The sequence below is a fragment of the Thermoanaerobacterium xylanolyticum LX-11 genome, assembly GCF_000189775.2.
Taxonomy (GTDB): domain Bacteria; phylum Bacillota; class Thermoanaerobacteria; order Thermoanaerobacterales; family Thermoanaerobacteraceae; genus Thermoanaerobacterium; species Thermoanaerobacterium thermosulfurigenes.
On the sequence record NC_015555.1, the window covers coordinates 1,408,076 to 1,434,775 of the forward strand.

Here is a 26,700-nt window from a genome sequence, read left to right on the forward strand (position 1 = left end):
ATATATACCACCTGTTAAGGTACTTGCCTTTACATTAAGATTTTATACGAGAAAATCTAATTTGTCAAGTTTTTATTCAAACAGGGCCCTAACAAATTTTTCTGAATCAAATTCTTGAAGGTCATCAATACCTTCTCCTACACCAATAAACCTTACTGGTATATCAAGCTCGGATTTTATCGATATTACAATGCCTCCTTTTGCTGTTCCATCAAGCTTTGTCAGTATTATACCAGTTACATCTGTAGCTTCTTTAAAAATTTTAGCTTGTTGTATTGCATTTTGGCCAGTTGTAGCGTCTAAAACCAAAAACGTCTCTATATTGCCTTCATTAAATTCTCTTTGAGCGACTCTATATATCTTTTTTAATTCCTCCATAAGATTTTTTTTGTTGTGTAGCCTTCCCGCAGTATCGCACAATATCACATCTACATTCCTGGATTTTGCAGCTTTTATACCGTCAAAAAGGACAGATGCCGGATCTGACCCCTCCTCATGCCTTATTATTTCACAATTATTTTTTCCTGCCCATACCTCTAACTGATCTATGGCTGCTGCCCTAAATGTATCTGCTGCCACTAACAGTACTCTTTTTCCATCTCTTTTAAACTTATTGGCAAGTTTGCCTATTGTCGTCGTCTTACCTACACCATTGACACCAACAATTAAAATTAAAGTTGGTTGCGTAATTTTAAACGACGTCTCTTTAGCCTCCATAATATCGTATATTTCTTCTGCCAACAATTCCTTTATCTTTTCTGCATCTTTAAGTTTCTGCTCTTTAGCTTTCTCTTTTAAATTATCAATAATCTTTTCTGTTGTAGAAACACCAACATCTGCTAATATTAAAATTTCCTCCAATTCTTCAAACAATTCATCGTCTACTTTTCTTCCAAACGATAATATGCCATCTATTTTAGATGTAAAATTATCCCTTGTCCTTGCAAGACCATCTCTTAGTCTCTGATAAAGTCCTTTTTTATCTTCTTTTTCTACAATTTCATCATCTTTTTTATTTTTTTTGAAGAAGTTTAGCATACATTACATTCCTTTCTAAGCACTTTCTAATTTTAACGATAATAACTTTGAAACACCTTTTTCCTGCATAGTTACTCCATATAATGTGTCAGCAACTGACATAGTACCTTTTCTGTGAGTCACAACTATAAACTGTGATTCACGTGAAAGGTCTTTCAAGTAAGATGCAAATCTGTCGACATTTGCATCGTCTAAGGCAGCATCTATTTCATCGAGTATACAGAAAGGTGTCGGTCTTATTAATATCATAGCAAATAACAATGATATTGCAACTAATGCTTTTTCACCACCTGATAGGAGAGAAATGTTTTGAAGCTTTTTCCCAGGAGGCTGTACATTTATTTCTATCCCCGTATTAAGCAAATCATCAGGATTTGTCAAAATTAATTCTGCTCTCCCACCGCCAAACAATTTTTTAAATGTTTCTTTAAATTGTGATTCGATTAAGTTGAAATTATCTTTAAATTTAGTCTTTATAATTTTATTTGCATCATCAATGATTGAATTAAGTGAATTCTTTGCTTCCACCAAATCATCATATTGCATCTTCAGAAAATCGTATCGTTCTTTTAAATTTTTGTATTCCTCTATCGCATTTAGATTGACTATTCCTAGCTCTTTAATGGATGCATTAATTTTTGATAACTGCTGCCTCAATGTCAAAATATTTTCCTTTATTAAATTTGCTTTTGCATTGTTGAAAGTTATCTCATAATCTTCCCAAAGTTTATTTTTGATATTTTCAATTTCCATTTCAACTTTTTGAATATTCAATTCTTTCAAACGTTTATTTTCTATTTCTTTAGAATATTCATTTTCTAATTTATCCAATATTTCTTTATCAGTATTTATGTTTTTCAATTTTGTATCAATCTTTCTTTCCATTTCATGTATTTCTTCGTTAATCTTTTTAAGCCTTTCGTTTAAAATTTCGCTTTTTTCATTAGTTCTATTTATATCTTTTTCATACATTATTTTTAAATTTTCATACTTGTCAATGCTTTTTTCTATCTCAATAATTGATCCAGTAATGTTACTATATTCTGACTTCTTTTCATTTAATTTCGAAACATCATTCATCAACTTTTGCTCATATTTTGCTAATTCAATTTTTAAATTAGTTATTTCTACCTCTAGCTTATTGAGAACATCAGCATTAGAATCTTTGTTGTCTTTATAATCTCTGATCAATTTGTCTAAACAAGCTTTTTTTTGATTAAGTTGCGATATGTTATCTTTGTATTTATTAATTTCCTCGTCATAGCTTTTTATAACATCTCTTATCTGTTTTTCTTCTAATTCACTTTGTTTTATAATCGTGCTTAATTTTTCTATCTCCATCTCTAAAGAAGATTTATTTTTCATTAAATCATTTAAAATGCCTGCTTTAATGTTAATGTTATTTATTATATTATCCAACTTTTCTCTTGTCTTTTCCATTTCTTTGGTTAAAGTATCTTTATACTTTTCTAATTCTTTCAATTCTCTTGCCAATTTATTGCATTTTATATCTTCGAGTTTAATATCTTCTTTCCGCTTCAATATATTTTGAGACTTTAAGACGCTTCCTCCAGTAATCGAACCGCCAGGATTAATGACTTCACCTTTTAATGTCACTATTTTAAATTGATTTTTAAATTTTCTACTTAGCGAAATAGCAGTATCTAAATCCTTTGTTACTATTACCCTTCCCAAAATGAATTTTATCGCTTTTTCAATTTTTTTATCGTAATCAATAATATCAGAAGCCAATCCTATTACTCCATCGTCTCTATTAAAAGATTTATCAAATGGTTTGTACGTTATATTATCAAGTGGCAAAAATGTCGCTCTACCAAAATTATTCTTTTTAAGCACAGATATGAGATCCTTAGCACTTTCGGTAGTTTCCGTTATAATGTCTTGAATTGCTGAACCTAATGCTATCTCAATAGCCAAAGAATATTCACTTCTTACATCAATTAATTCTCCAACTACACCTAATACATTCTTCTTTAATGACTCATTCTTCTCAATGTATTTCATCAAATTTTTAATGCTGTGATTATATCCCTCATATTCTTTATCCATATCCCTTAGAAGCCTTAACTTAGCTATCGCGCTGTTGTATTCATTTAATGTTTTTTCATATTTCCCATTTTGAATCTTTATATTATTTTCTAATGACTTCAATTTTTCTTCAGTTAAATTTTTATCATCATTAAATGTAACTAATTCACTACTAAGGCTTTCAATGTTATTTTGTATTTTGCTTACTTCATAATTTTTAAGTTCAATATCATTTAGCAGATTATTTTGCGTTTTAACTAAATCATTTAATTTTTCAGATAAATTATTTTTCATTACTTCCGTCTTTGAAAGAATGTTATTGTTCTCTGCAATCTCATTTAAAATATCAACCATGTCTTCTTTTGCAGATTCAACTTCCATTTGTTTTAAATTAGACTCTTCTTTTATAGATTCATACCTTGAAATAAGATTACTTAATTCTGATTCAAAATATTGTTTCTTTGACTCAATCTCTTTTATGCTGTCATTAATTTCACCTATTTCTTTTGATGTAAGAGATGATTTATTCTTACTATCTTCAAGAGATTTTTTAAATCTATCTATATTTTCTTCACTATTTTTTACTTTCTCATTTAAAAGTTCTATCTTTCCATTTAATGTCTCTATCTCATTTTTAGAATTATAATAATCTTGTTTTATTTCGTCTAATTGTTTTTTAAAACTTTCAAGCTCTAATTCCGCTTCATTTAAAGTATTTTTTTTGCTTTCGATTTCTGTTTTTAATTTCAACACATTCTTTTCAATCACAGTATAATCTGATTTAAAGTTGCTTAACTTTTTAAAAAGCTCCTCTATATCATGGCAATGAATTGTTATATCAATGCGTTTTTTTTCTTCCTGTAATTTCAGAAAAGTTTCTGCTTTTGCTTTTTGTTCATGCAGAGGTTCCAATTGATTTTGAAGCTCCAGCAATATATCATTTATCCTGTTTATATTTTCATTCGTAACAACTAATTTTTTTTGTGCCTCTTCCTTTTTGTATTTGTATTTTGAAATTCCAGAAGCTTCCTCAAAAATTTGCCTTCTATCTTCTGGTCGTGATAGTAAAATCTCATCGATTTTACCTTGACCAATGATAGAGTACCCATCTCGCCCCATTCCTGTATCCATAAACAGCTCAAATACATCTTTTAATCTGCATTGAGTCTTGTTTATATAAAATTCGCTTTCACCAGATCTAAATATTTTTCTGGTTATTACCACCTCAGTAAAATCCAGTGGAAGCATGTGATCACTGTTATCAAGTGTCAACGTAACTTCCGCAAAACTCAACGGCTTTCTATTTTCTGTGCCTACAAAAATGACATCTTCTAATTTATTTCCTCTTAAACTTTTGATACTTTGTTCTCCCAAAACAAGCCTTACAGCATCTGAAATATTGCTTTTCCCACTTCCGTTTGGACCAACAATTGCTGTAATTCCCTTTTCAAAATTCAATACAACTCTATCTGCAAAGGACTTAAATCCTATTATATCTAATTTCTTTAAAAACATAAGACCCTCCAAAAATTAGAATTAAAAGGCACTCCACAAGATAATTAAAACCTGCTTTAGCAGGTTTTAATTATCTTGGTTCTACTATGAACTTTATTGCTGTTCGGGTCTCCCCTTCTATTTCTATTTCTGAAAAAGCTGGTATAGCAATTAAATCTATACCGTTAGGCGCCACAAATCCTCTTGCTATTGCTATTGCCTTAACAGCCTGATTTACGGCTCCCGCTCCGACAGCCTGTATCTCAGCTACAGACTTGTCTCTCAATACAGCCGCCAATGCACCTGCTACAGATTTAGGTTGAGATTTAGCTGATACTTTTAGAACCTCCACTATAATAACCTCCTTAGTAGAATTGAAAATGAATACAAAATATATATTCTATAAATAATGACTAAATCCTTCTTTTTATAAAAAATTTTTTAAGATCATATAGTGGACTCATTTAAGTAATCTTCTATTGATTTTTTAAATACATGTCCATTATATTCTAAAAGCACACTATCTTCTTCAACATCTTCAAGCTGAACTATATTAATTTTTACACCAAATTCCGATTCCAAGTAAATCTTATTTCTTTTTTTATTTCCAACTAAAGCTGAAACCGAGCGAGGATTAATGTAAATAAAAACCGTACATTCTTTAATATCGTTATTTTGAAATAGATGTTTAACAATATCTTTATAAATAGACGACTTTACTAACTCTCCAAACGCTGGATGAAATGGACCAGCTACTACATCTTTATTTATGTTTATATCATCTGTAGTTTGTAGTCCTATTCTAATTACATCTATATGATTTTTCTTAAATTTGATGTACAATTCTTTTGAAATCTCTACAGCATCTTCCAAACTAATAGGCATATACATTCCATTTTTATACATCTTTTCCAAATAAGTACCTTTCAAAACAAGAGTAGGATAAATTCTGACAAACGCAGGCCTTAAAGAGATTATCTTATCAGCCGTTTCTAATAATTTCTGTCTATTGTCACCTGGCAATCCTATCATAATCTGTAAACCTAATGTAAATCCGTATTCCTTTATCAATTCAGATGCTCTAAAAACATCAACAGCACTATGACCTCTATGACTCTTTAAAAGCACTTCATTATCCATACTTTGTACACCCAGTTCTATAATCGAAACACCATATCTTTTTAAATTGTCAAGAATAACCTCATCAATATAATCAGGTCTAGTAGACAATCTAATTGCATCAATACTACCTAATATCAAATATTTTTGCACAATAGATAAAAATTTTTTTTGTGTTTCCAACGGTATTCCTGTAAAGCTTCCTCCATAAAATGAAACTTCAATGTGAGCATTTTTCGGAATAGTCTTCAAATAATCTTCGATAGTTCTTTCTACGTATTCCTCATTCACTTTAGATTTTAAACCAGTTATTTCATCTTGATTACAAAAAACACATTTATGAGGACAACCTAAATGAGGGACAAAAATCGGTATAATGTAGATATCTTTCATATTAACCCCATCTTACTTAAAGCCTCCATGGCTGCATATTGCTCAGCTTCTTTTTTACTTCTTCCCTTCCCTCTGCCAAGTCTATTTTCACCGACAAAAACTTCTATTACAAACATCTTATTGTGATCAGGACCATATTCATCTATTAATTTATAAATCACTCTTTCTGAGCCCATTTTTTGCGTTACTTCTTGTAATTTTGTCTTATAATCCCGATATATTAGTCCACTTAACACTTCGTTTATAATTTTCTCAAAGAGCCTTAATACAACTTCACTTACCGTTTTAAGATCCGAATCCAAGTAGACTGCAGCTATTAAAGCTTCCATCGCATCTGCAAGGATAGAATCCCTATTGCGTCCACCTGTCATCTCTTCACCTCTACCTATATTTAAATACTTGCCAATATCTATCTCTCTCGCACATCGAGCAAGTGAAGGCTCACAGACTATTTCAGCTCTGTACTTTGACAAATAGCCTTCTTCCAGATCAGTCCTATTTTTATATAAGTATTCACTTATTACAATGCTTAATACAGAATCTCCTAAAAATTCCAATCTTTCATTGCTGCTTAGAAAGTTTTTGCTTTCATTTGCCCATGAACTATGTGTTAAAGCATTTTTAAGCAATTTTTTATTATTAAAAGTATAACCCATATTTTTCTCTAAATTTTCATATCTATCGCTTAACTCCATGATTGTGCCTCTTTCAATATTTTTTAAACACTAATGAAGCATTGTGTCCTCCAAAGCCAAAAGAATTTGACAAAGCATAATTTACATCCATTTTTAAGGCTTTATTTGGAACATAATCCAAATCGCATTCAGGATCTGGAGTTTCATAATTGATAGTAGGGGGAACAATTCCATTTTTTATAGCAAGTATTGTAGCTACAGCTTCCACAGCCCCTGATGCTCCAAGCATATGTCCTGTCATAGACTTGGTGGAACTAATCTTCAATTTATAAGCATGTTCTCCAAATATATTTTTAATAGCCATAGTTTCATATTTATCGTTGTACTCTGTAGAAGTCCCGTGTGCGTTTATATAATCAATATCATCTGGCGAAATACCAGCATCTTTTAGTGCAAGTTTCATCGCTTTTGCTGCTCCTTCACCCAAAGGTGCAGGTGCAGTTATATGATAAGCATCAGCAGTAGCACCATAACCCACAATCTCACAGTATATTTTAGCACCTCTTTTTAAGGCATGGTCCAATGACTCGAGGACAAGTGTAGCCGAACCTTCTCCCATTATAAATCCGTCTCTCTTAGCGTCAAAAGGTCTGCATGCCGTTTTAGGGTCTTCATTTGTTGACATCGCCTTCATTGAGCAAAATCCTGCAATTGCTAAAGGTGTTATTGCAGCTTCACTACCACCAGTAACAATTACATCCGCATCACCACGTTCAATTACTTTAAATGCATCACCTATGGCATTGGAACTTGATGCGCACGCATTGACTATCGTTTCATTGTGTCCTTTAAGTCCAAAAGTAATCGATATGAGCCCCGCTGCCATGTTCGCAATCATCATCGGAACAAAAAAAGGACTTACTCTTCCTGGGCCTTTCTCCCTTAAAATATTCTGTTGATTTTCTAATGTTTCTATTCCACCTATTCCTGAGCCATACACAACACCTATTCTATCCAAATCTTCACTGGCAAGATCAAGTCCTGAATCTGCTAAAGCCATTTTTGCAGATGCCAAAGCAAACTGAGTGAATCTATCCATCCTCTTGGCTTCTTTTTTATCAATATAATCTGTCGGTTCGAAATCTTTTACTTCTGCCGCCAGTTTCGTTGGATATGCTGAAACATCAAATCTGGAAATTCTATCAATTCCAGACTTCCCATTTATAAGAGAATTCCATAAATCATCAATGTTATTGCCTATTGGAGTTATGGCTCCTATACCAGTTATTACAACCCTATTCATAGATAATCCTCCATCAAATAATCATCTAATTAAGTCCCGCAATTGCGGGACTTAATATTACTTTTCAAGATTTTTTAAATATTCTACTACATCACCAACTGTCTTAATTTTTTCTGCATCTTCATCAGGAATTTCGACATCAAATTCTTCCTCAAGCGCCATGATTAATTCAACTATATCAAGTGAATCTGCTCCAAGATCATCTATAAAAGATGACTCCATAGTGACTTCTTCTGGATCTACCCCTAATTGTTCAACAATTATGTCCCTAATCTTTTCAAACTCCATAAAGTTCACCTCCTCTCAAAGCACCCATATTAGAATAATATTACATTACCATTCCTCCGTCAACATTGATTACCTGTCCTGTAATATAATCAGAAGCATTGCTGGCAAGAAAAGACACTACATTTGCTATATCCTGTGGTTTTCCTGCTCTTTTTAATGGTATGGAATTCAACATTGACAATTTTACTGTTTCACTTAATACATCTGTCATATCCGTTTCTATAAAACCTGGCGCAATAGCATTAACAGTTATTCCTCTGGACGCCAATTCTTTTGCCAAAGATTTTGTCAAACCTATAATTCCAGCTTTAGATGCCGCATAATTGGATTGTCCTGCATTTCCAATCACGCCTACTACTGAAGATATGTTTATAATTTTTCCTTTTCTTCTTTTTATCATATACTTAGAAACAAATTTTATTACATTAAAAGTTCCCTTTAAATTAACATCTATAACATTATCCCAGTCGTCTTCTGACATTCTAAGTATAAGGTTATCTTTTGTTATTCCAGCATTATTTACAACAACGTCAATATCGCCAAACATATCGATTATGTCATTGACCATCTTTTCAACTTCATTATAATTTGAAATATCACATTTCAAAGCACAAGCTTCAACGCCAAACTTTTTAGCTTCTTCAACAGTCTCTATAGCATCCTTCGAACTTTTTGAATAATTAATTACGACATTATATCCGTCTTCTGCTAACTTTAAGGCGATAGCTTTCCCTATCCCTTTTCCTCCTCCTGTCACTAATGCCGTTTTAATTTCCCTGTCCATTCAGTTTACCTCCAAAGTGGATAAAAGTTTATCAAGCGAACTCATATCTTCGAAATTGATGGCTTTTTTTGTCTTATCTATTCTCTTCATAAATCCAGTAAGTGTTTTTCCTGGTCCTATTTCAATGAAAACTTCAACTTGATCATCAATCATCTTTCTTACTGATTGTTCCCATAAAACAGGACTGCTTACCTGCTTCACTAAGGTCTTTTTAACTTCGTCAATTTTAAGGTAATCCGCAGTAACATTAGTAATAACAGGGACTAACATATCAAATATTGGAACCTGCTTCAAATCTTCTTCTAATTTAATGCCTGCATCCTTAAGCATACTGCAGTGAAATGGTGCACTAACAGGCAACATAACTGCTTTTTTTGCCCCTTTTTCTTTAGCAAGTTCTACAGCTTTTTCTAAAGCTTTAATTTCACCTGCAATCGATAATTGCCCTGGGCAATTGTAGTTAGCTGGTTCAACAACACCAAATTCTCTTATATTATAGCATATATTCTCTACCACTTCGTTGTCAAGCCCTATTATTGCTGCCATTCCTCCTATACCTATTGGAACAGCATTTTGCATGTATTCTCCTCTTTTCTTCACAAGCTTCACTGCATCTTTAAAAGATAATACACCTGAATATACAAGAGAACTGTATTCACCTAAGCTTAAGCCAGCCGTCACATCTGCTTTCAACCCTCTTTTTGATAGCACCTTAGTTAATGCAATACTTACTGTCAATATGGCAGGTTGTGTATTTTCTGTCTTCATTAATTCTTCATCAGGACCTTCAAAACATAATCTAGTAATATCGTATCTTAATGCATCATTTGCCTCTTCAAAAACTTCTCTCGCCTCAGCATAATTTTCATATATTTCTTTGCCCATTCCTGTATATTGTGCACCTTGTCCTGGATATATAAATGCAATTTTCATCTTTTAAAGCCTCCATATAAACTTACAATAATTTTCTCAGCATCATTAAACAAATCCTCAATTATTGCTTTAGCAGGCTTAATATCGTTTATAAGACCAGATATTTGACCAGCCATAACAGAACCATTTAAAACATCTCCATATACTACTGCATCTCTTAACTTTCCTGCACCTAATTGTTCCAACTCTTCTTTTGAAGCTCCATTTTGTTCTGCTTTTTCAAACTCTCTTGTAAGATGATTTTTTAAAGATCTTACGGGATGTCCTGTAGTTCTGCCAGTCACAACTGCATCTCTGTCCTTAGCATTTATTATGTACTCCTTATATTTTTCATTTGCTGTACATTCCGTACAACATACAAATCGTGTGCCCAACTGAACACCTTGAGCTCCAAGGCAAAAAGCTGCAGCAACACCTCTTCCGTCGCCAATGCCACCTGCCGCTATGACAGGTATACTCACCGCATCAACAACTTGCGGCACTAAAGCCATAGTAGTAAGCTCACCTATATGTCCACCTGATTCTGTTCCTTCTGCTACAACTGCATCTACTCCAATTGATTCCATTCTTTTAGCTAATGCAACAGATGGGACAACTGGAACAACTTTTATATTGTTTTCTTTTAACTTGTTTATATATTTGCCTGGATTCCCAGCACCTGTAGTGATAACACTTACTTTTTCTTCTATTACAACATCCATAACTTCATCGACAAATGGCGACATTAACATTACATTAACACCAAAAGGTCTATCAGTCAATTCTCTCGCTTTTCTTATTTGTTCTTTGACAAAACTGGCAGGTGCATTTCCTGCACCAATAATGCCAAGTCCACCAGCATTTGAAACTGCAGCAGCCAATTCTGCTGTTGCAACCCAAGCCATTCCACCTTGAAATATAGGATATTCCAAGCCAAATAAATCAGTAATCTGTGTCTTTATCATGTTCTCACTCCTATCTCAACCACTTTATCACAGTAGAACCCCACGTTAAACCAGCGCCAAACGCAACCATCAAAATTATATCTCCATTTTTTATTCTCCCTGCTTTTAAAGCCTCGTCTAAAGCGACAATGACAGAAGCTGCAGACATATTTCCGTATTTATCCAAGTTGATAAAAACTTTTTCTTTTGACAGTTTCAACTTTTTCATTGCTGCATCTATTATTCTAATATTTGCTTGATGTGGTATAAAAAGATCTACATCTTCAGGTTTCAATCCGCATCTATTTAAAACCTCTACAGTTGCTGTATTCATAACATTGACTGCAAATTTAAAAACTTCCTGCCCATTCATATGGATTGTATGTAATTTGTTTTTTACAGTATCTTCACTTGCTGGCATTCGCGAACCACCAGCTGGCATGTATAAATGCATTCCTCCAGTTCCATCAGCCCCAATGACATTGTCTAAAATTCCGTATCCATCTTTAACCGGACCTACTATAGCAGCCCCTGCTCCATCACCAAATAGTACACAAGTATTCCTGTCTTCCCAATTGGTTATTTTTGATAACACGTCTGCTGCAATCACAAGGACAGTCTTATATGTACCACTCTCCACAAACTGTTTTGCTATAGAAAGGCCATATATAAATCCAGAACATCCTACTTCTATGTCAAAAGCCGCTGCTTTTGTGGCTTTAATGTTTGCCTGTACAAGACAAGCAGTAGAAGGGAAATTCATATCCGGAACAACAGTTGCAACGATAATTAAATCTATTTCTGAAGCTTCTATTCCAGCATCTTCAATAGCTTTTTTTGCCGCTTCAGTTGCCATGTAAGACGTAGTCATTGATTGTGGTGCAATGCGTCTTTCCTTTATTCCTGTCCTTGATACAATCCATTCATTTGAAGTATCCACCATCTTTTCTAAATCTTGATTTGTCAACTTATTTTCTGGGACAAAGCTTCCCGTTCCTAAAATTCCAGCTTTGAAATCTCTATTTTGCAGCACTTATATCATCTCCAATCAATTCTATTTCCCTCTGAATGTGTGATATAACATCCATTTCCACAATAGTTTTAGCCTGTCTTATAGCATTAAAAATTGCTTTTTCTTTAGAACTTCCATGAGCCTTAATAACAGGTTTCTTTATACCAAGAAGCGGAGCACCACCATATTCAGTGTAATCCATTTTCTTAACTATGTTCTTTAAAGCACCGTAAATTAACATTGCACCTAATTTAGTAAATATATTCCTTTGAAGCTCCTGCTTTAACAGGGATGATATTACAGACGCAGTCCCTTCCATCGACTTTAAGATGGCATTTCCGACAAATCCATCACATGTTACAACGTCCGCAACTCCATAAGCAATATCTCTACCCTCGACATTTCCAATGAAATTTAAATGAGAGTTTTTTATTAAATCGTAAACTTGTTTTGTAAGCTCATTTCCTTTTTCTTCTTCAGCGCCAATATTAAACAATCCAATTTTAGGATTCTCGACATTAAGCATTTTTTGCGCATATACACTTCCCATTATAGCAAACTGGAACAAATTTATCGGTTTGCAATCTGTGTTTGAACCCGCATCAAGTAATATCATAGCACCATTCAAAGTTGGCAGTATTGGTGCCAACGCTGGCCTATCTATCCCTTTGATCCTTCCAATATTAAAAAGCGAACCCGCCATTAAAGCACCCGTATTGCCTGCTGATAAAAAAGCATCCACTTCATCCCTTTTAAGCATTTCAATGCCAACAGCCATAGAAGAATCTTTCTTTTTCCTTATGGCGGCTACAGGTGGTTCATTGTTTGTAATTACATCTTTTGCATGTACAATAGTCAAGCCATCTTTTTCTTTTACATATTTATCTAATTGCTCTTTGTTTCCAACCAAAACTATTTCTATATCAAAACTATCTAATGCCTTTTCAACACCTTTTATTATTTCATATGGAGCATAATCTCCGCCCATAGCATCAACTGCTATTTTCAAGGTTGTTGCACCTCCTTTTCGGTGCTATCGCTTTCTAAAGATACTAATATAAATTTGCCTCTGAACACTTCTCTATCTTTCACTTTAATCATAACCCATACAAAATATTTATTTCCTCTTTTTCTGGTTACTTCTGCTTTTGCGACAAGCCTATCACCTATCTTGACTGGATATTTATACTTTATATTTGCAACACCTATCAATGCAGCCTCAGCATCGATAACAGATATCGCCAAAGACTCTGCTTGTGAATATATGTAATGCCCTCTTATAATTTTCGTCTTTAAAAAAGCCATTTCAGGCGTAGGCTCGAAAACAGATATTCCGCTTTTTCCTAACTCTAAATCGATAAGCTCACCTACTATTTCGCTGCCTACTATTGCTTTTACCTTGTTATAATTTTTTTCAGCAACGTTCTTTATTCTTTCTCTAAGCTCTGGAATACCTAATTCCATTCTATCCAGCCTTATCGTCTGAACGCTAACCGAAAACAAATCAGCTAATTCGTCATCAGTATAAAATGGATATTTTTCGATTTCAATTTTTAATTTTTTTAGTCTATCTCTTTTACTAAGCTTCGTGGCCACATTATCAGCTCCAAATATAAGTTGTTTTTATGACTTACTCATAATTATAAATTACGCCATGTATAAAAGTCAAGAAATAAAAAAAAGAAAAGTAATAGAGAAAACTCCATTACTTTTCTTCCACTTTCAATACCTCTTTACCATCGTAATAACCACAGCTTAAGCAAACTCTGTGAGGCAATTTTGGTTCGTGACATTGTGGGCACAAAACATAAGCAGGTACAGCTAAACTATGGCTATGCCTTCTCTTATCTCTTCTTGCCTTAGATGTTCTACGCTTTGGAACTGGCATACTATACACCTCCTACATCTTCTGCAGTAATTTATTCAAAACTGAAAGGCGTGGATCAATTTCTTTTATTTGGCAATCGCATTTTTCATGATTAAGATTTTTACCACAAGTAGGACATAGACCCTTGCAATCATCGGAGCAAATGAATTTCATCGGAAGAGAAAGTTCTACATTTTCAATTACAATCTTCGTCAAATCAAGCTTTTCATCTTCCACTTCACCAGAAAATTCATCATCAGACTCGTTCACTACTTCATCAATCGGTATTACAAACTCATACTCGAATTCATCAAGGCACCTATCGCATGTTACTTTAATAGCCCCACGTGCTAAAAGCTTTAAAACTATCCCTTCACTGTCGTGTGTTATGCTTCCAGTAACGGTAATTGGCTTTATAACCACGTATCTGTTGCTATTTGCCTCAAGAACACTCAGATTTTCTACGTAGTTGACTTCAATGCTGCGACCCCTATGTCCCTTAATTTTTGATAAATCAATTTTCATTTTCTCACCCCAATATAATTGCCAAAATTAATTATACTAATGGGGTAAACATTTGTCAAGAATGCTATTTTATACTCTTTACAATCTTTTCAGTGTCTTTAGCAATCATGTATTCTTCATTAGTCGGGACAACCATCACGCTAACTTTTGAATTTGGCGTAGATATAATAGTTTCTTTACCTCTCACCTTATTTTTTTCCTTATCCAAACTAAACCCTAAGAACTCTAATCCATCAAGTATAAATTCTCGTATCTCCGGTCCATTTTCACCAACGCCTGCTGTAAATACAATGGCATCAACGCCTCCCATAGCTGCTGCATAAGCGCCGATCGTTTTCTTTACTCGATACGTAAATACATTTAAAGCAAGCTGAGCTCTTTCATCACCATTTTTAAACGCAGCATCTTCTAAATCTCTAAAATCGCTGCTTATTCCTGAAATGCCATAAACGCCGGATTTTTTGTTTAATATATTTACCACTTCTTCAGCGCTTATCTTTTCCTTTTCCATAAGATAAGAAATGATAGACGGATCTATGTTTCCAGATCGTGTACCCATAGCCAAACCTTCTAATGGCGTAAATCCCATGCTTGTGTCAATTGATTTACCATATTTGACGGCAGCAATGCTGGAACCATTTCCAAGATGACATGTTATAATTTTCAAATCTTCAATAGGCCTATTTAAAATCTCTGCAGCCCTATTTGAAACATATTTATGCGACGTACCATGAAATCCATATCTTCTTATTCTGTACTTTGTGTAGTATTCATAAGGTATTGGATAAAGATATGCATAATCAGGCATTGTCTGATGAAAAGCTGTATCAAATACTGCCACCATTGGAACGTCTGGCATGATTTGCTGGCAAGCTTTAATACCCTCTATGTTAGCAGGATTATGCAGTGGAGCTAATTCTATGCAATCTGTTATTGCTTTTAACACTTCATCATTTATTAGGACTGATGAAGTAAAAGATTCTCCTCCGTGAACAACTCTATGGCCTACAGCATCTATTTCAGACATATCCTTTATAACACCATAATCACTGTTTACCAAAGCATCTAAAACTAATTTTATTGCGTCTTTGTGATCTTTCATGTCTTTTTTTATCTTGATTTTTTCTCCATTAGCGTTATGCGTCAATAGAGAATCATTTATGCCGATCCTTTCGGCAAGACCTTTCGCCAGCACATTTCCATCAGTAGATTCAATTAGTTGATATTTCAGTGAAGAGCTTCCGCAATTAATAACCAGTATTTTCATAGTTTTCATCCTCCATACTTTACATTTTATTGAGCTTGTACAGCTGTTGTTGCTATTACATCGACAATATCTCTATAACTGCATCCTCTTGATAAATCGTTAACTGGTGCACCCATTCCTTGTGTTATCGGTCCAATTGCATTTGCCTTAGCTAACCTCTGCACAAGCTTATATCCTATGTTGCCAGCTTGTAAGTCAGGGAATATAAGCACATTTGCACATCCTGCAACTTTGCTTCCTGGAGCTTTTAACTCTGCAACTTCTTTAACAAGAGCAGCATCTAATTGCAATTCACCGTCGATAGCAACATCTGGCATCAAATCCTTTGCTATCTCTGTCGCTTTTCTTACCTTATCTACTAATTCATGTGATGCACTGCCTTTTGTGGAAAATGAAAGCATCGCAACTTTTGGTTCAAAGCCCAACAAATTCTTCGCAGTATTAGCAGATTGTACAGCAATAGAAGCAAGTTCTTCTGCATTAGGTGATGGATTAACTGCACAATCAGCAAACAAAAATACACCATTTTCACCATATTCGCAATTAGGTACTTCCATTATAAAAAAGCTTGATACTATCTTTGCACCTGGAGCCGTTTTAATTATCTGAAATGCGGGTCTTAATAAATCTGCAGTAGCATGAATAGCACCAGATACCAATCCATCAGCATAACCATCTTTAACCATCATACATCCAAAATAAATATTATCTTTGATTGTTTCTCTGGCTTTTTCTAAAGTAATTCCTTTACTCTTTCTTAATTCATAAAAATAATTAGCATACCTATCAAACATTTCAGACTTTACAGGGTCAATGATTTCTGCTTTGGATATGTCCAAATCTTTTGCTGCACTTTTTATCTCGTCCTCATTTCCCAGAAGCACTAAATCTGCGATTCCCTCTTTTAGGACTATCTCAGCAGCCTTTAATGTCCTTGGTTCCGCACCTTCCGGCAGAACAATTTTCTTTTTGTCACTTTTGGCTTTTTCAATGATACTTTGAATAATACTCATAAAATCGTCCCTTCCTCCAAAATATTTATCTTTATATATTTCTCCTTTAAAAAGAAGAAATATATTGTATACACATTTTACATTTTAACATATTTTTTATAAAATAATAAGTACAATTAATAATTTTTTAGAAAGGCGCATATTATGAGCGTATTAGGTTTAATTGTAGAATACAATCCACTTCACAATGGACATATATATCACATAAAAAAATCTATCGAAATGACAAAAGCAGACTTTGTGGTAGCAGTAATGAGCGGCAATTTTGTGCAGCGTGGCATTCCTTCTATAATAGATAAGTGGTCAAGAACGGAATCAGCACTATTATCCGGAATAGATTTAGTCATTGAGTTACCTACAATATACGCCGTTTCCACTGCAGAAAAATTTGCATACGGTGCAATAAAATTACTTGATTCATTACACATCGTTGATTACATATCGTTTGGAAGCGAACATGGCTTTATTGACGAATTATACCAAATATCAAAATTTCTGTTAGATGAACCAGAAGACTATAAATCGCTTTTGAAAAATTATTTAAAAAGCGGCATCACATATGCAAAGGCACGTGAAGTAGCATTATCAAAATATTTTGGAAGGACCATTGACAATATTATCGGAAATCCAAATAACATACTTGGAATTGAATACATAAAAAGCTTAATCAAGTTAAACAGCAATATTAAACCTTTGACATTAAAAAGATTTGGACCAGGCTATAATTCTCTGGAAACAGTAGAATCTTTTGCAAGTGCTACATATCTTAGAAAAGCCATAAACGATAAAAATTATTCTATATTAGAAAAATATATGCCACAATATTCTCTTGAAATTTTAAAAAATTGCATTGCAGAAGGTCATGGTCCCGTTAATTTAGACGATTTTGCTAAAATAGTAGTTTATCGTTTGAGAAATGATGCATCAGTAAAAGATGTTTTTGACGTTACAGAAGGCTTAGAAAATCGTATAAAAAAAGCCTCATCTCTTTACAATAATTTAAGCGACATAATCGGCTACATCAAAACTAAAAGGTATACCGAAAGCAGAATAAGGCGAATAATGATGCACGTCTTATTGGATATTGATTCAAGCATTTATTTAAAATTTGATGGGCCAAATTATATAAGAATATTAGGCGCCACTAAGAAAGGTTTAAAATTGCTTAGAGAAATTAAAAACAAAGCAAGCATACCAATTATTACTAAAGTTTCTGAATATAACAAAATCCTGTCTAACGTAGAAATGTTTGAAATAGATTTAAAAGCAACAGACATATATACGCTTGCATATACAAATGAACCAGTTTCAAGTTTGGATTTTACTAAAAAGTTTATAGTAAAATAATCATTTTATTTCCCCCTCTTTAATAAAAATATACTATGGAAACTTCAAGGGGGGGGACAACATTGAAAGGAGATAAAACAAAAGCTTTATCGATTGTGTTTGTCTTATTTCTCGTTATTTCAATTATAATATTCCCAAAAAATTCGCTTGCTGCTGCAAAGTCAGGAATCAATCTATGGCTTTTTACAGTATTCCCAGCGTTACTTCCCTTTTTCATCGGATCTGAAATGCTGGTACAATTAGGATTTGTCAAAATGCTTGGTAAATTTTTAGAGCCTATAATGCGTCCAATATTCAATGTTTCTGGCAACGGTGGTTTTGCAATGGCTGTTGGATACACATCTGGGTATCCTGTTGGTGCGCAAATAATAAAAAGATTGTGGGAAGAAAAACTTTTAAATACAGCCGAAGCTGAAAGGTTAATGACATTTTGCAACAACTCTGGACCACTATTTATGTTAGGCGTAGTCGCCATGGGGATGTTTAATAGCTCTACAATTGGTTATATAATAATGTTGTCAAATTATTTAGCAGCAATTACTACTGGTATAATTTTTAGAAATTATAATATCGAAAATAAAAATTTAAAAAGTTCAGAATACCATAATATTCGTCAAAGCAATCCTGATGATTTAATAGCTAATTTTGGAGAAATCTTAGGAAGTGCAGTTAAATACTCCATGAACACGATGATCATGATAGGTGGTTATATTATAACATTTTCAGTTTTAATAGAATTTCTAAAGGTATACGGTTTAATAGACGCTATAGAAAAGGTTATTACACCGATATTTGAAGCAATTGGTTTTAACAAAAATTTGATTGCTGGATATCTAAGCGGCTTAATGGAGATCACGATAGGTTCCAATATGATTAGCCAAGCAACAGCACCATTATACCAAAAGGTCATACTAATAAGCTCAATTTTAGCATGGGGTGGCCTATCAACGCATGGACAAGTAATAGGTGTCATTAATAACACCAAGATAAACTACTTACCGTATTTAATTGCAAAGGCTATTCATAGCCTTTTTGCTGCATTGTTTTCCTTTGTCTTTTTGAAATTTATAAACATTGACAATATAACAGCTACAGAAGCTTTCTATCAGGGTAATATGAAGAGTATGATAAGCATATTTGAGATATCTTCACTTATGTTTATAATTTCACTTTTATCTGTTATTTTTCTTGTCATCCTAATTTCCATGACAAACAAAGAGGCATGATTACTTTATGCCTCTTAATTCATTCCTATTATTCTTTATCGTATTTAATAATTCTGAAACATTTTTCTCCAGTTTAGCTAACAGTTCGTCAGCATAATCTTTGCTTCCAAGTCTTATTTCTTTTGCATTAGTTTGCGCTTGAGCTATTATTTCTGCTGCTTTTTTTTCGGCTTTTTTAACAATTTCATTTTCATTTACCATTTGATTAATTCTCTGCTCAGCTTCTTTCAAAATTGTTTCAGCATCTTGCTGGGCTTCTATCAATATTTTTTGCCTTTCTTGTTTAATCCACTCAGCTTTTTTTAATTCATCAGGCAGCTTAATTCTGATTTGCTTTATAATTTCCAAGATTTCATCCTTATTTATCAAGGTTTTTTGCGATAGAGGTATGGTGGAACTTTTCTCGATATAATCCTCCAATGAATCTAAAAGTTCTAATACTTCTAAATTATCAGCCACTTCCAACGAAATGCCCCCTTAATCTTTAATTTTTTGTAATATCTTTTCAATTACTGAATCTGGAACGAGATCCGATAAGAACCCCCCAAACCTTGCTACTTCTTTAACTATGCTGGAACTTAGATATCCATATTTATTGCTTGTCATAAAAAATATAGTTTCAACTTCCGGATTTAACTTTTTGTTTATCAAAGCCATCTGAAATTCGTATTCAAAGTCTGAAACCATTCGCAGTCCTTTTACAATAATCTTTGAATTGACTTTTTCTAAATATTCTATAAGCAAACCAGAAAAACTATCAATTTCCACATTTTCAATGTCAGCAGTTACTTCTTTTAACATCTCTACTCGTTCTTCCAATGAAAACATAGGAGTTTTAGATGGATTAACAAGCACCGCTACAATTAATTTATCGAAAACTTTTGCTGCTCTTTTTATAACATCTAAATGCCCATTTGTAACAGGATCAAAACTACCTGGATATACTGCTATATTCATCTGTTGCCTCCTTAAAAAATGTTAATATCGTTTCTCCATATTTTTTCATCCTAAATTTTTGCAAGCTGCCGTACCTTTCTTCTAAAAAATCATTTTTATGATGCTCAACAATTGCGTAACCATCAGTATTCAATAACTCATATTCACTTATTTTATTTAACGGTTCAACATACAAGTTATTGTAATACGGCGGATCAATGTATATAAAATCAAACTTAATATTATTCTTATTAAAATAATCTAAAGCATGCAATGCATCCATATGCAAAATCACTGCACTATCAATAGAGCCAAGCAATTTAACATTATCATTTATGTATTTAATATTATTATATACTTTTTCTACAAAGTAGCAAATATTAGCTCCTCTACTTAATGCTTCAATACCTATACTACCTGTTCCAGAAAATAAATCTAAAAATATAGAATCGTATATGTCAGCACTTATTATATTGAAAAGCGATTCTTTAACCATGTCAGACGTAGGCCTAATTGCCCTTCCAGGTGGGCATTTTAATTTTCTGCCTTTAGCCATACCAGATATAACCCTCAAAATCACACCTCCAATTCTAAAATATTTTAGCACATTTTATGATTAGATACAAAATTATGTATAAAACTTTTAAGATATGGCAAATAATATACTTGGGAAACCAATTTCCCCAAAATTCTTCCTTCAATTTCTCCTCTCCCAATCCAGGTAGATTACTACCTGGATTAAATTTTAATTAAAAAGGGTAACCGCAATTGGCTACCCTTTTAATTTAATTACTTCAATGTTCCATTATTAGCGATTTGGCTTTCAGCCATTTGGATCATTTTTTTCACCATGTGACCACCTACAGCGCCGCAATCACGGGATGTAAGTGTGCCCCAATAACCATCGGCTGGAGGATTTATTCCAAGTTCGCTTGCTATTTCGTATTTCCATTTGCTCATAGCTTGCTTAGCTTCTCTTACTACAAGAGGATTTTTTGTCTCTGAACCTGCTGCCATTTTTATCACCTCCATTTAATGATTTCAATATTAATTTGCCCAATAAAGACATCAATAAACTATAATTTATTTAGCAATTTTGTTTCGAGGTGACAAAAATGGCGTTAAAACTTATTTAAAATAAAAATTAATTAAATTCAAAAAATATTCCAACAGCAGACGGTCCAGCATGAACTCCGACTGTGCAACCGGCCCTATTTCTTATAAAATTAGTTGCACCAAATTCGTTGCGAATTGCATTCTCAATTTCTAACATAAACTCTTCCCTATCAGTATGTAAAAGCCCAATCTCTTTTTTAGTAAAATCGACTTTAGTCTCTCTCATATAATTTATAATCCATTTTATAGCATTTTTTCGACCTCTAACCTTGTCCTTTATTTCTAATTCGCCATCATTATTAACCAGTATTGGCTTAATATTTAAAATACTTCCTAAAATCGCCTGCGTCTTTTTTAATCGTCCTCCTTTGTAAAGATAATCCAACGAATCAAAGATCATTGTATAGCTAATTTTTGGTATCATGTTTGTCACTCTGGCAATTATCTCATCACTGGTGTTGCCATTGCACGCCATTTTTCCAGCTTCGATGACAATAAATCCCTCGCCTAAAGAAAAATTTTTAGAATCAATCACTGTTATGTTTTGATTTTTTAAATTGTCTTTAGCCAACAATGCTGACTGATATGTACCACTTAATTTTGATGACATTAAAATACAGATTATTTCATCATAACTTTTCAACAAATCACTAAAAACATCCATAAATTCAATAGGTGATACTTGTGAAGTGTTAGGCATTTTCCCAGAATTTATCAAATCGTAAAATTCATCTTTTTTTATATCTACTCCGTCTTTATAAGATATACCATCAATATCAACTGTCAGCGGCACAACATATATATCATATAGTTTTACAATATCATCTGGAATATCAGATACACTATCTGTCACTATGGCTATCTTTCCCATTATCTTTTCCTCCCAGCAATTAATTTAGTATAATTCCTTCTAATTTATCCCTAAATCTCTCTATCAATTCTGCTTTCATTTTACTATGTCTTTCAAAATTACCATCATAACTTATAAATCTTTCTACAGCTTTTTGAGCCAGTTTTAATATTTCTATATCATCAAATAAATTGGCCAATTTAAGTTCAGGCAATCCATGTTGCTTTACTCCAAAAAATTCTCCTGGTCCCCTTATCTCCAAATCTTTTTCTGCAATTTTAAAACCATCATTTGTTTCAGTCATAACCTTCAATCTTTTTTTGACAACATCAGAATATGAGTAAGCTATCAAAATACAATACGATTGATGTGATGATCTTCCAACACGCCCCCTTAATTGATGCAACTGAGCCAATCCAAATCTCTCTGCGTTTTCAATAACAATTACTGTTGCGTTTGGAACATTTACACCAACTTCAATAACTGTTGTAGAAACTAATATATCTATTTCCCCATCAACAAATTCACTCATCACTTTGTCCTTATCGTTTGAATTCATTCCACCATGAACTAAGCCAACTCTAAAATCCTTAAAAACGCCCTTATAAATTTCTTCATAGACCACCTCTGCCGATTTTGCATATATAGTTTGTGAATCTTCTATAAGTGGGCAGACTATGTAAGCTTGGTGTCCTTTTTTTATTTCATTTACGACGAATTTATACGCCCTCTCTCTTAAAGCTCCACTTATAGCATACGTTTCAACTTTCTTTCTTCCTGGAGGCAATTCGTCTATTATAGATATATCCAAATCTCCATACAGCATTAGTGCCAAAGTTCTTGGAATAGGTGTTGCCGTCATTACAAGAACATTCGTTTGATTGCCCTTATTTTTAAACATGGCCCTTTGTCGAACTCCAAATCTATGCTGTTCATCTGTTATTGCCAAACCTAAATTTTTAAACTGAACATTATCTTCAATTAAAGAATGTGTACCAACTAATACGTCAATCTCACCATTTTTGACTTTCTCTATTATTAAATTTTTCCTTTTGTTGCTGATGCTTCCTGTCAACAATTCCGTTTTAACACCTAACTTATCATACAACTCCTTTAATGATAAATAGTGCTGCTTCGCAAGTATTTCTGTTGGTGTCAATATGGATGCCTGATATCCATTCTTTACCGCAACGTACATTGCTGCTGCCGCTATGATTGTCTTGCCAGAGCCAACATCACCTTGTAAAAGTCTATTCATCACTTTTCCTGAATACATGTCATTTAAGATTTCGTTTAAAGCTTTATCCTGTGCTTTAGTAAATGTAAATTTTAAATTGTTTAAAAATTCGCTTAAATCTACATGTTTAAACTTTATACCTGATTTATCAATATCATACCTATTTTTAATCAAATTTAACCCCAATTGCAAAATAAAAAATTCTTGAAATATAAGTCTATATTTAGCTCTCTCTAACATTTCTGGTGACTCTGGAAAATGGATGTTTTTTATGGCTTTTCTTATTCCCAACAAATTATATTCTGTCAAAAAATCTTCGTCAAAAATTTCTTCTATTTCATTTATATACTCTTTTAGAAGGCTATAAATTATATTTCTTAAAATCTTTTGACTTAATCCATCTGTCAACTTATATATCGGCACAATTCGTCCTGCATTTAGATTTAAAACATCACTTTTATCCATAGTTGGGTTTTCCACGTACACTTGTCCATATTTATAGGAAATCCTGCCATTTATTATATACTCTTCACCTAATTTGAAATTATTTTTAACATACGGCTGGTTGTACCAAACAAGTTCCAAAGCCCCACTTCCATCTTTAACAGGTATTTTCGTGATTATTAGCCCCTTAATCCTATACTCTCTCGCTTTCCCTGCGATGTAAGCCTTAAAAGTTTGCTTTTCACCAATCTTCAACATATCTATAGGAATTATTTTCTCTCTGTCTTCATATTCTCTGGGATAATACTCTAATGCATCCTTAACAGTCTCAATACCAATTCTTTTAAGCAGCAATGCCCTCTTTGGACCAACACCTTTTACATATTGTATTGGTTTTGAAAGATCCATAAAATCACCTATTCAATCGAAATTACATAATAGTATAGAGGCTGTCCACCATATTGGAGATCAACATCCCCATCAAATACTATGGTATTTAACAATTTTTTTGCATCTTCTTCTTTGACTTCTTTCCCATAATAAATGGTTATTATTGAAGTATCATCAGAAATAGCATTTGACACTATTTGTCTTGCTACTTCATTGTAGTCAGTACCTTTATCTACAAATTGTCCATTTACAAATCCTAAAATTTCTCCAGTCTTGATTTCCACTCCATCTAATACAGTATCTCTTATAGAATAAGTTATTTCTACCGTTGTAACCTTATCAATAGTATCATTTATATTTTTGATCGCATCATCTACGCTTGCATTGACATCAAAGTTTATCATGGCACTTATAGCCTGATTAAAGCTGTAAGTATTTATGACGTGCACATTTTTGTCTGATAAACTTTTAGCTTGTTCACATGTCATAACTACATTTTTATTATTCGGAAAGACAATTATATTTTCTGCATTTATTTCTTTTAAGCCATTTAATATATCCAAAGCGCTGGGATTCATAGTTTGTCCACCATCTATTACGATATCACACCCCAAATCTTTAAACAAACTGCTTATTCCTTCACCAGGAGAAACAGCCATAAAGCCATATTTTTTGGTATAAGTATTTCTGTCTTTGTTTGATTCAAAAATTACATTTTCATGCTGTAGTTTCATATTGTCAATCTTCACTTTCACCAATTCCCCATACTCTAAGCCTTTCTGCAATACCAGTCCAGGAGAATTAGTATGTATATGGACTTTTATTAAATTTTCATCTCCAACAACGATTATACTATCACCAAAAGATTCAATTTCAGCTTTAAGCTTGGAGGGATTCTTAGATTTTGCATCAATAAGCATCTCCGTACAATAAGTAAACTTTATGTCTGCAATATTACTTTCTTTTTTATGGATGTCTTCAACAACATGCTGAACAGCTATCTCATGCCCTTTTATAGCTTGTAACATTCCTATTAGCATAAATAAAAAGCCTTGTCCACCAGAATCAACTACATTAGCTTGCTTTAACACCGGCAATAGATCAGGCGTTCTTTTCACTGATTCTGAAGCAGCTTTTACAATCTTCTCCATGAAAGTTTCAAAGTCATTAATAGAAGTTAGTTTCAAAGCCTCATTGGCACAATCTCTTACTACAGTTAGAATAGTACCTTCCATAGGTTTCATAACTGCCTTATGTGCAATCGCTGAACCTGCATTTAAAGCTTCAGCAAAATCTTTTGTCGTGATTGCGTCATGGTTCAAAAGATTTTTGGCGAATCCCCTAATTATTTGAGATAAAATCACCCCTGAATTTCCTTTGGCACCTAAGAGAGCACCTCTGGAAAGATTATTTAGAACTTCATTCATATTATCAGAGGCTTTTTCCATTTCTTTAACAGCAAAATCTAATGTATGGGCCATGTTAGAACCCGTATCACCATCTGGAACAGGAAAGACATTTAATTTATTTACTTCATCTGATTTATTTGTTAAGTATTGAGATCCAGCCTTAAACATGCGTTTTAAAGTATTAACATCTAAGCGATCCAACCATTTTTCCTCCTCAAAAATCAACTTTTATGCTTTGTACATTTACAACAATATTTTTAACATTAACACCTGTATATGTCTCTATAGTGTATTTGACTTTTTCAATGATATTTGCAGCAACAGTTTTAATGTTGACTCCGTATTCAACAACAATGTACAAATCTATAACAATCCCATCTTCATCATATGCAATCTTTATTCCTTTACCTGACTGCTCATTTTTGAAAAGCTCTATAAGTCCGTCAGGTCCACGTTTCCCTAAACCCACTATGCCATAACATTCAGATGTGGCATAACTAGCCATAGATGCAATTACGTCTGCAGAAATATCTATTTTTCCTAAATTATTTTTTGTTTGCTCCATTTTTACAACCTCCTATTATAATTATATTTTACCTTATCCAAATTAAATCATCAATAAAGAAAAAAAATTGTTATATTTTAAGCTAATGCAAATTTTAACTAAAAAGTATTTACAGCTTTAAAATATAATGTTAAAATATCATTGTTGTGTGGATACAATAAAAGAGTGGGTAGTTATTTTTCTTGAAGTCTATTAATTTTTTTGCTAAAATGTTAGTGTTGACAAAGAGGAGGTGCACATGATGAGAAAATGTGAAGTATGCGGAAAAACACCGATGGCAGGATATCAATACAGCCATTCCCACAGAAAATCAATCAAAAAATGGCAACCAAACTTAAAGCGTGTCAAAGCCATAGTGGACGGTACACCTGTAAGGTTGAATGTTTGCACAAAATGCTTAAAATCAGGAAGAGTTAAGAGAGCCATATAAAGAAAGACGTGCATATATGCACGCTTTTTATTTTTTGCTCTTAGTAAATGAAGACAAAAATTTTTTTATAAAATCAGGAATTCTAATGTAGTATATTTTAGGTTCCT

General features: G+C 33.1%; 28 protein-coding genes. 3 read left to right on the forward strand and 25 right to left on the reverse strand.

The features are described 5' to 3' along the window. Positions 1–72 precede the first annotated feature (72 nt). From ftsY to pta, 17 genes are all read right to left on the reverse strand, one after another. The gene (gene ftsY / locus THEXY_RS06920) at positions 73–1,038 is read right to left on the reverse strand and encodes a signal recognition particle-docking protein FtsY (protein ID WP_013788127.1); all 966 of its coding nucleotides are present in this window, start codon (positions 1,036–1,038) and stop codon (positions 73–75) included. A 15-nt stretch (positions 1,039–1,053) separates the two neighbouring features. After that, complete coding sequence (smc, locus tag THEXY_RS06925) at positions 1,054–4,602, reverse strand: chromosome segregation protein SMC (protein ID WP_013788128.1); 3,549 nt, start codon at positions 4,600–4,602, stop codon at positions 1,054–1,056. A gap of 70 nt (positions 4,603–4,672) precedes the next feature. After that, the gene (locus tag THEXY_RS06930) at positions 4,673–4,933 is read right to left on the reverse strand and encodes a stage V sporulation protein S (RefSeq protein ID WP_013788129.1); all 261 of its coding nucleotides are present in this window, start codon (positions 4,931–4,933) and stop codon (positions 4,673–4,675) included. 95 nt (positions 4,934–5,028) lie between these two features. Further along, complete coding sequence (locus THEXY_RS06935) at positions 5,029–6,093, reverse strand: elongator complex protein 3 (RefSeq protein ID WP_013788130.1); 1,065 nt, start codon at positions 6,091–6,093, stop codon at positions 5,029–5,031. Further along, the gene (gene rnc / locus THEXY_RS06940) at positions 6,090–6,788 is read right to left on the reverse strand and encodes a ribonuclease III (protein ID WP_013788131.1); all 699 of its coding nucleotides are present in this window, start codon (positions 6,786–6,788) and stop codon (positions 6,090–6,092) included. Before rnc ends, THEXY_RS06935 begins: the two co-directional genes overlap by 4 nt. Positions 6,789–6,801: 13 nt before the next feature. Then, on the reverse strand, positions 6,802–8,031 hold the full coding sequence (fabF, locus tag THEXY_RS06945) for a beta-ketoacyl-ACP synthase II (RefSeq protein WP_013788132.1): 1,230 nt from the start codon (positions 8,029–8,031) through the stop codon (positions 6,802–6,804). Positions 8,032–8,088: 57 nt separating this feature from the next. Continuing rightward, positions 8,089–8,319: an acyl carrier protein gene (acpP, locus tag THEXY_RS06950; RefSeq protein WP_013297969.1), complete on the reverse strand. Its 231-nt coding sequence runs from the start codon at positions 8,317–8,319 to the stop codon at positions 8,089–8,091. 40 nt (positions 8,320–8,359) lie between these two features. Further along, positions 8,360–9,103: a 3-oxoacyl-[acyl-carrier-protein] reductase gene (gene fabG, locus THEXY_RS06955; RefSeq protein WP_013788133.1), complete on the reverse strand. Its 744-nt coding sequence runs from the start codon at positions 9,101–9,103 to the stop codon at positions 8,360–8,362. After that, positions 9,104–10,036, reverse strand: coding sequence for an ACP S-malonyltransferase (gene fabD, locus THEXY_RS06960; protein WP_013788134.1), 933 nt, complete (start codon positions 10,034–10,036; stop codon positions 9,104–9,106). It abuts the gene before it with no gap. Then, positions 10,033–10,980, reverse strand: coding sequence for an enoyl-[acyl-carrier-protein] reductase FabK (gene fabK / locus THEXY_RS06965; protein ID WP_013788135.1), 948 nt, complete (start codon positions 10,978–10,980; stop codon positions 10,033–10,035). Before fabK ends, fabD begins: the two co-directional genes overlap by 4 nt. Before the next feature lie 10 nt (positions 10,981–10,990). Continuing rightward, complete coding sequence (locus THEXY_RS06970) at positions 10,991–11,992, reverse strand: beta-ketoacyl-ACP synthase III (RefSeq protein WP_013788136.1); 1,002 nt, start codon at positions 11,990–11,992, stop codon at positions 10,991–10,993. Continuing rightward, a complete protein-coding gene (plsX, locus tag THEXY_RS06975; RefSeq protein ID WP_013788137.1) occupies positions 11,979–12,980 on the reverse strand; it encodes a phosphate acyltransferase PlsX in 1,002 nt (333 codons plus the stop codon). Before plsX ends, THEXY_RS06970 begins: the two co-directional genes overlap by 14 nt. Further along, positions 12,977–13,567 (reverse strand): transcription factor FapR, encoded by a 591-nt coding sequence (gene fapR / locus THEXY_RS06980; RefSeq protein ID WP_013788138.1) that lies wholly within the window; start codon positions 13,565–13,567, stop codon positions 12,977–12,979. Before fapR ends, plsX begins: the two co-directional genes overlap by 4 nt. A gap of 109 nt (positions 13,568–13,676) precedes the next feature. Beyond that, positions 13,677–13,859 carry a 50S ribosomal protein L32 gene (gene rpmF, locus THEXY_RS06985; protein WP_013788139.1) on the reverse strand — a complete coding sequence of 61 codons (183 nt, stop codon included), beginning with the start codon at positions 13,857–13,859 and terminating at the stop codon, positions 13,677–13,679. A gap of 12 nt (positions 13,860–13,871) precedes the next feature. Then, positions 13,872–14,363: a YceD family protein gene (locus THEXY_RS06990; protein WP_013788140.1), complete on the reverse strand. Its 492-nt coding sequence runs from the start codon at positions 14,361–14,363 to the stop codon at positions 13,872–13,874. 64 nt (positions 14,364–14,427) lie between these two features. After that, complete coding sequence (locus THEXY_RS06995; protein ID WP_013788141.1) at positions 14,428–15,630, reverse strand: acetate/propionate family kinase; 1,203 nt, start codon at positions 15,628–15,630, stop codon at positions 14,428–14,430. Positions 15,631–15,656: 26 nt separating this feature from the next. Beyond that, a complete protein-coding gene (gene pta, locus THEXY_RS07000) occupies positions 15,657–16,643 on the reverse strand; it encodes a phosphate acetyltransferase (RefSeq protein WP_013788142.1) in 987 nt (328 codons plus the stop codon). A 144-nt stretch (positions 16,644–16,787) separates the two neighbouring features. Here pta and THEXY_RS07005 point away from each other — a divergent pair, with 144 nt between their 5' ends. After that, positions 16,788–17,990 (forward strand): nucleotidyltransferase, encoded by a 1,203-nt coding sequence (locus THEXY_RS07005; protein ID WP_013788143.1) that lies wholly within the window; start codon positions 16,788–16,790, stop codon positions 17,988–17,990. 35 nt (positions 17,991–18,025) lie between these two features. Next, positions 18,026–19,216, forward strand: a complete 1,191-nt coding sequence (gene ylbJ, locus THEXY_RS07010) for a sporulation integral membrane protein YlbJ (RefSeq protein ID WP_049781453.1) — start codon at positions 18,026–18,028, stop codon at positions 19,214–19,216. Here the strand turns inward: ylbJ and THEXY_RS07015 are convergent, their stop codons facing one another. The 8 genes from THEXY_RS07015 to THEXY_RS07050 form a co-directional block, all read right to left on the reverse strand. After that, complete coding sequence (locus THEXY_RS07015) at positions 19,217–19,681, reverse strand: hypothetical protein (protein WP_013788145.1); 465 nt, start codon at positions 19,679–19,681, stop codon at positions 19,217–19,219. Between the two features lie 12 nt (positions 19,682–19,693). Next, positions 19,694–20,173 (reverse strand): pantetheine-phosphate adenylyltransferase, encoded by a 480-nt coding sequence (gene coaD / locus THEXY_RS07020; RefSeq protein WP_013788146.1) that lies wholly within the window; start codon positions 20,171–20,173, stop codon positions 19,694–19,696. Then, a complete protein-coding gene (rsmD, locus tag THEXY_RS07025) occupies positions 20,148–20,732 on the reverse strand; it encodes a 16S rRNA (guanine(966)-N(2))-methyltransferase RsmD (RefSeq protein ID WP_230197562.1) in 585 nt (194 codons plus the stop codon). Before rsmD ends, coaD begins: the two co-directional genes overlap by 26 nt. Before the next feature lie 209 nt (positions 20,733–20,941). Beyond that, positions 20,942–21,169, reverse strand: a complete 228-nt coding sequence (locus THEXY_RS07030) for an alpha/beta-type small acid-soluble spore protein (RefSeq protein WP_013788148.1) — start codon at positions 21,167–21,169, stop codon at positions 20,942–20,944. A gap of 127 nt (positions 21,170–21,296) precedes the next feature. After that, positions 21,297–22,139: a DegV family protein gene (locus THEXY_RS07035; protein WP_013788149.1), complete on the reverse strand. Its 843-nt coding sequence runs from the start codon at positions 22,137–22,139 to the stop codon at positions 21,297–21,299. A gap of 19 nt (positions 22,140–22,158) precedes the next feature. Then, positions 22,159–24,207: an ATP-dependent DNA helicase RecG gene (gene recG, locus THEXY_RS07040; protein WP_013788150.1), complete on the reverse strand. Its 2,049-nt coding sequence runs from the start codon at positions 24,205–24,207 to the stop codon at positions 22,159–22,161. 8 nt (positions 24,208–24,215) lie between these two features. Continuing rightward, entirely contained in the window at positions 24,216–25,766 is a 1,551-nt protein-coding gene (locus THEXY_RS07045) for a DAK2 domain-containing protein (protein WP_049781483.1), read from the reverse strand. A 46-nt stretch (positions 25,767–25,812) separates the two neighbouring features. Continuing rightward, complete coding sequence (locus tag THEXY_RS07050) at positions 25,813–26,163, reverse strand: Asp23/Gls24 family envelope stress response protein (protein ID WP_013788152.1); 351 nt, start codon at positions 26,161–26,163, stop codon at positions 25,813–25,815. A gap of 241 nt (positions 26,164–26,404) precedes the next feature. Here THEXY_RS07050 and rpmB point away from each other — a divergent pair, with 241 nt between their 5' ends. Continuing rightward, on the forward strand, positions 26,405–26,593 hold the full coding sequence (gene rpmB / locus THEXY_RS07055) for a 50S ribosomal protein L28 (RefSeq protein WP_083815331.1): 189 nt from the start codon (positions 26,405–26,407) through the stop codon (positions 26,591–26,593). Positions 26,594–26,700: the final 107 nt, after the last annotated feature.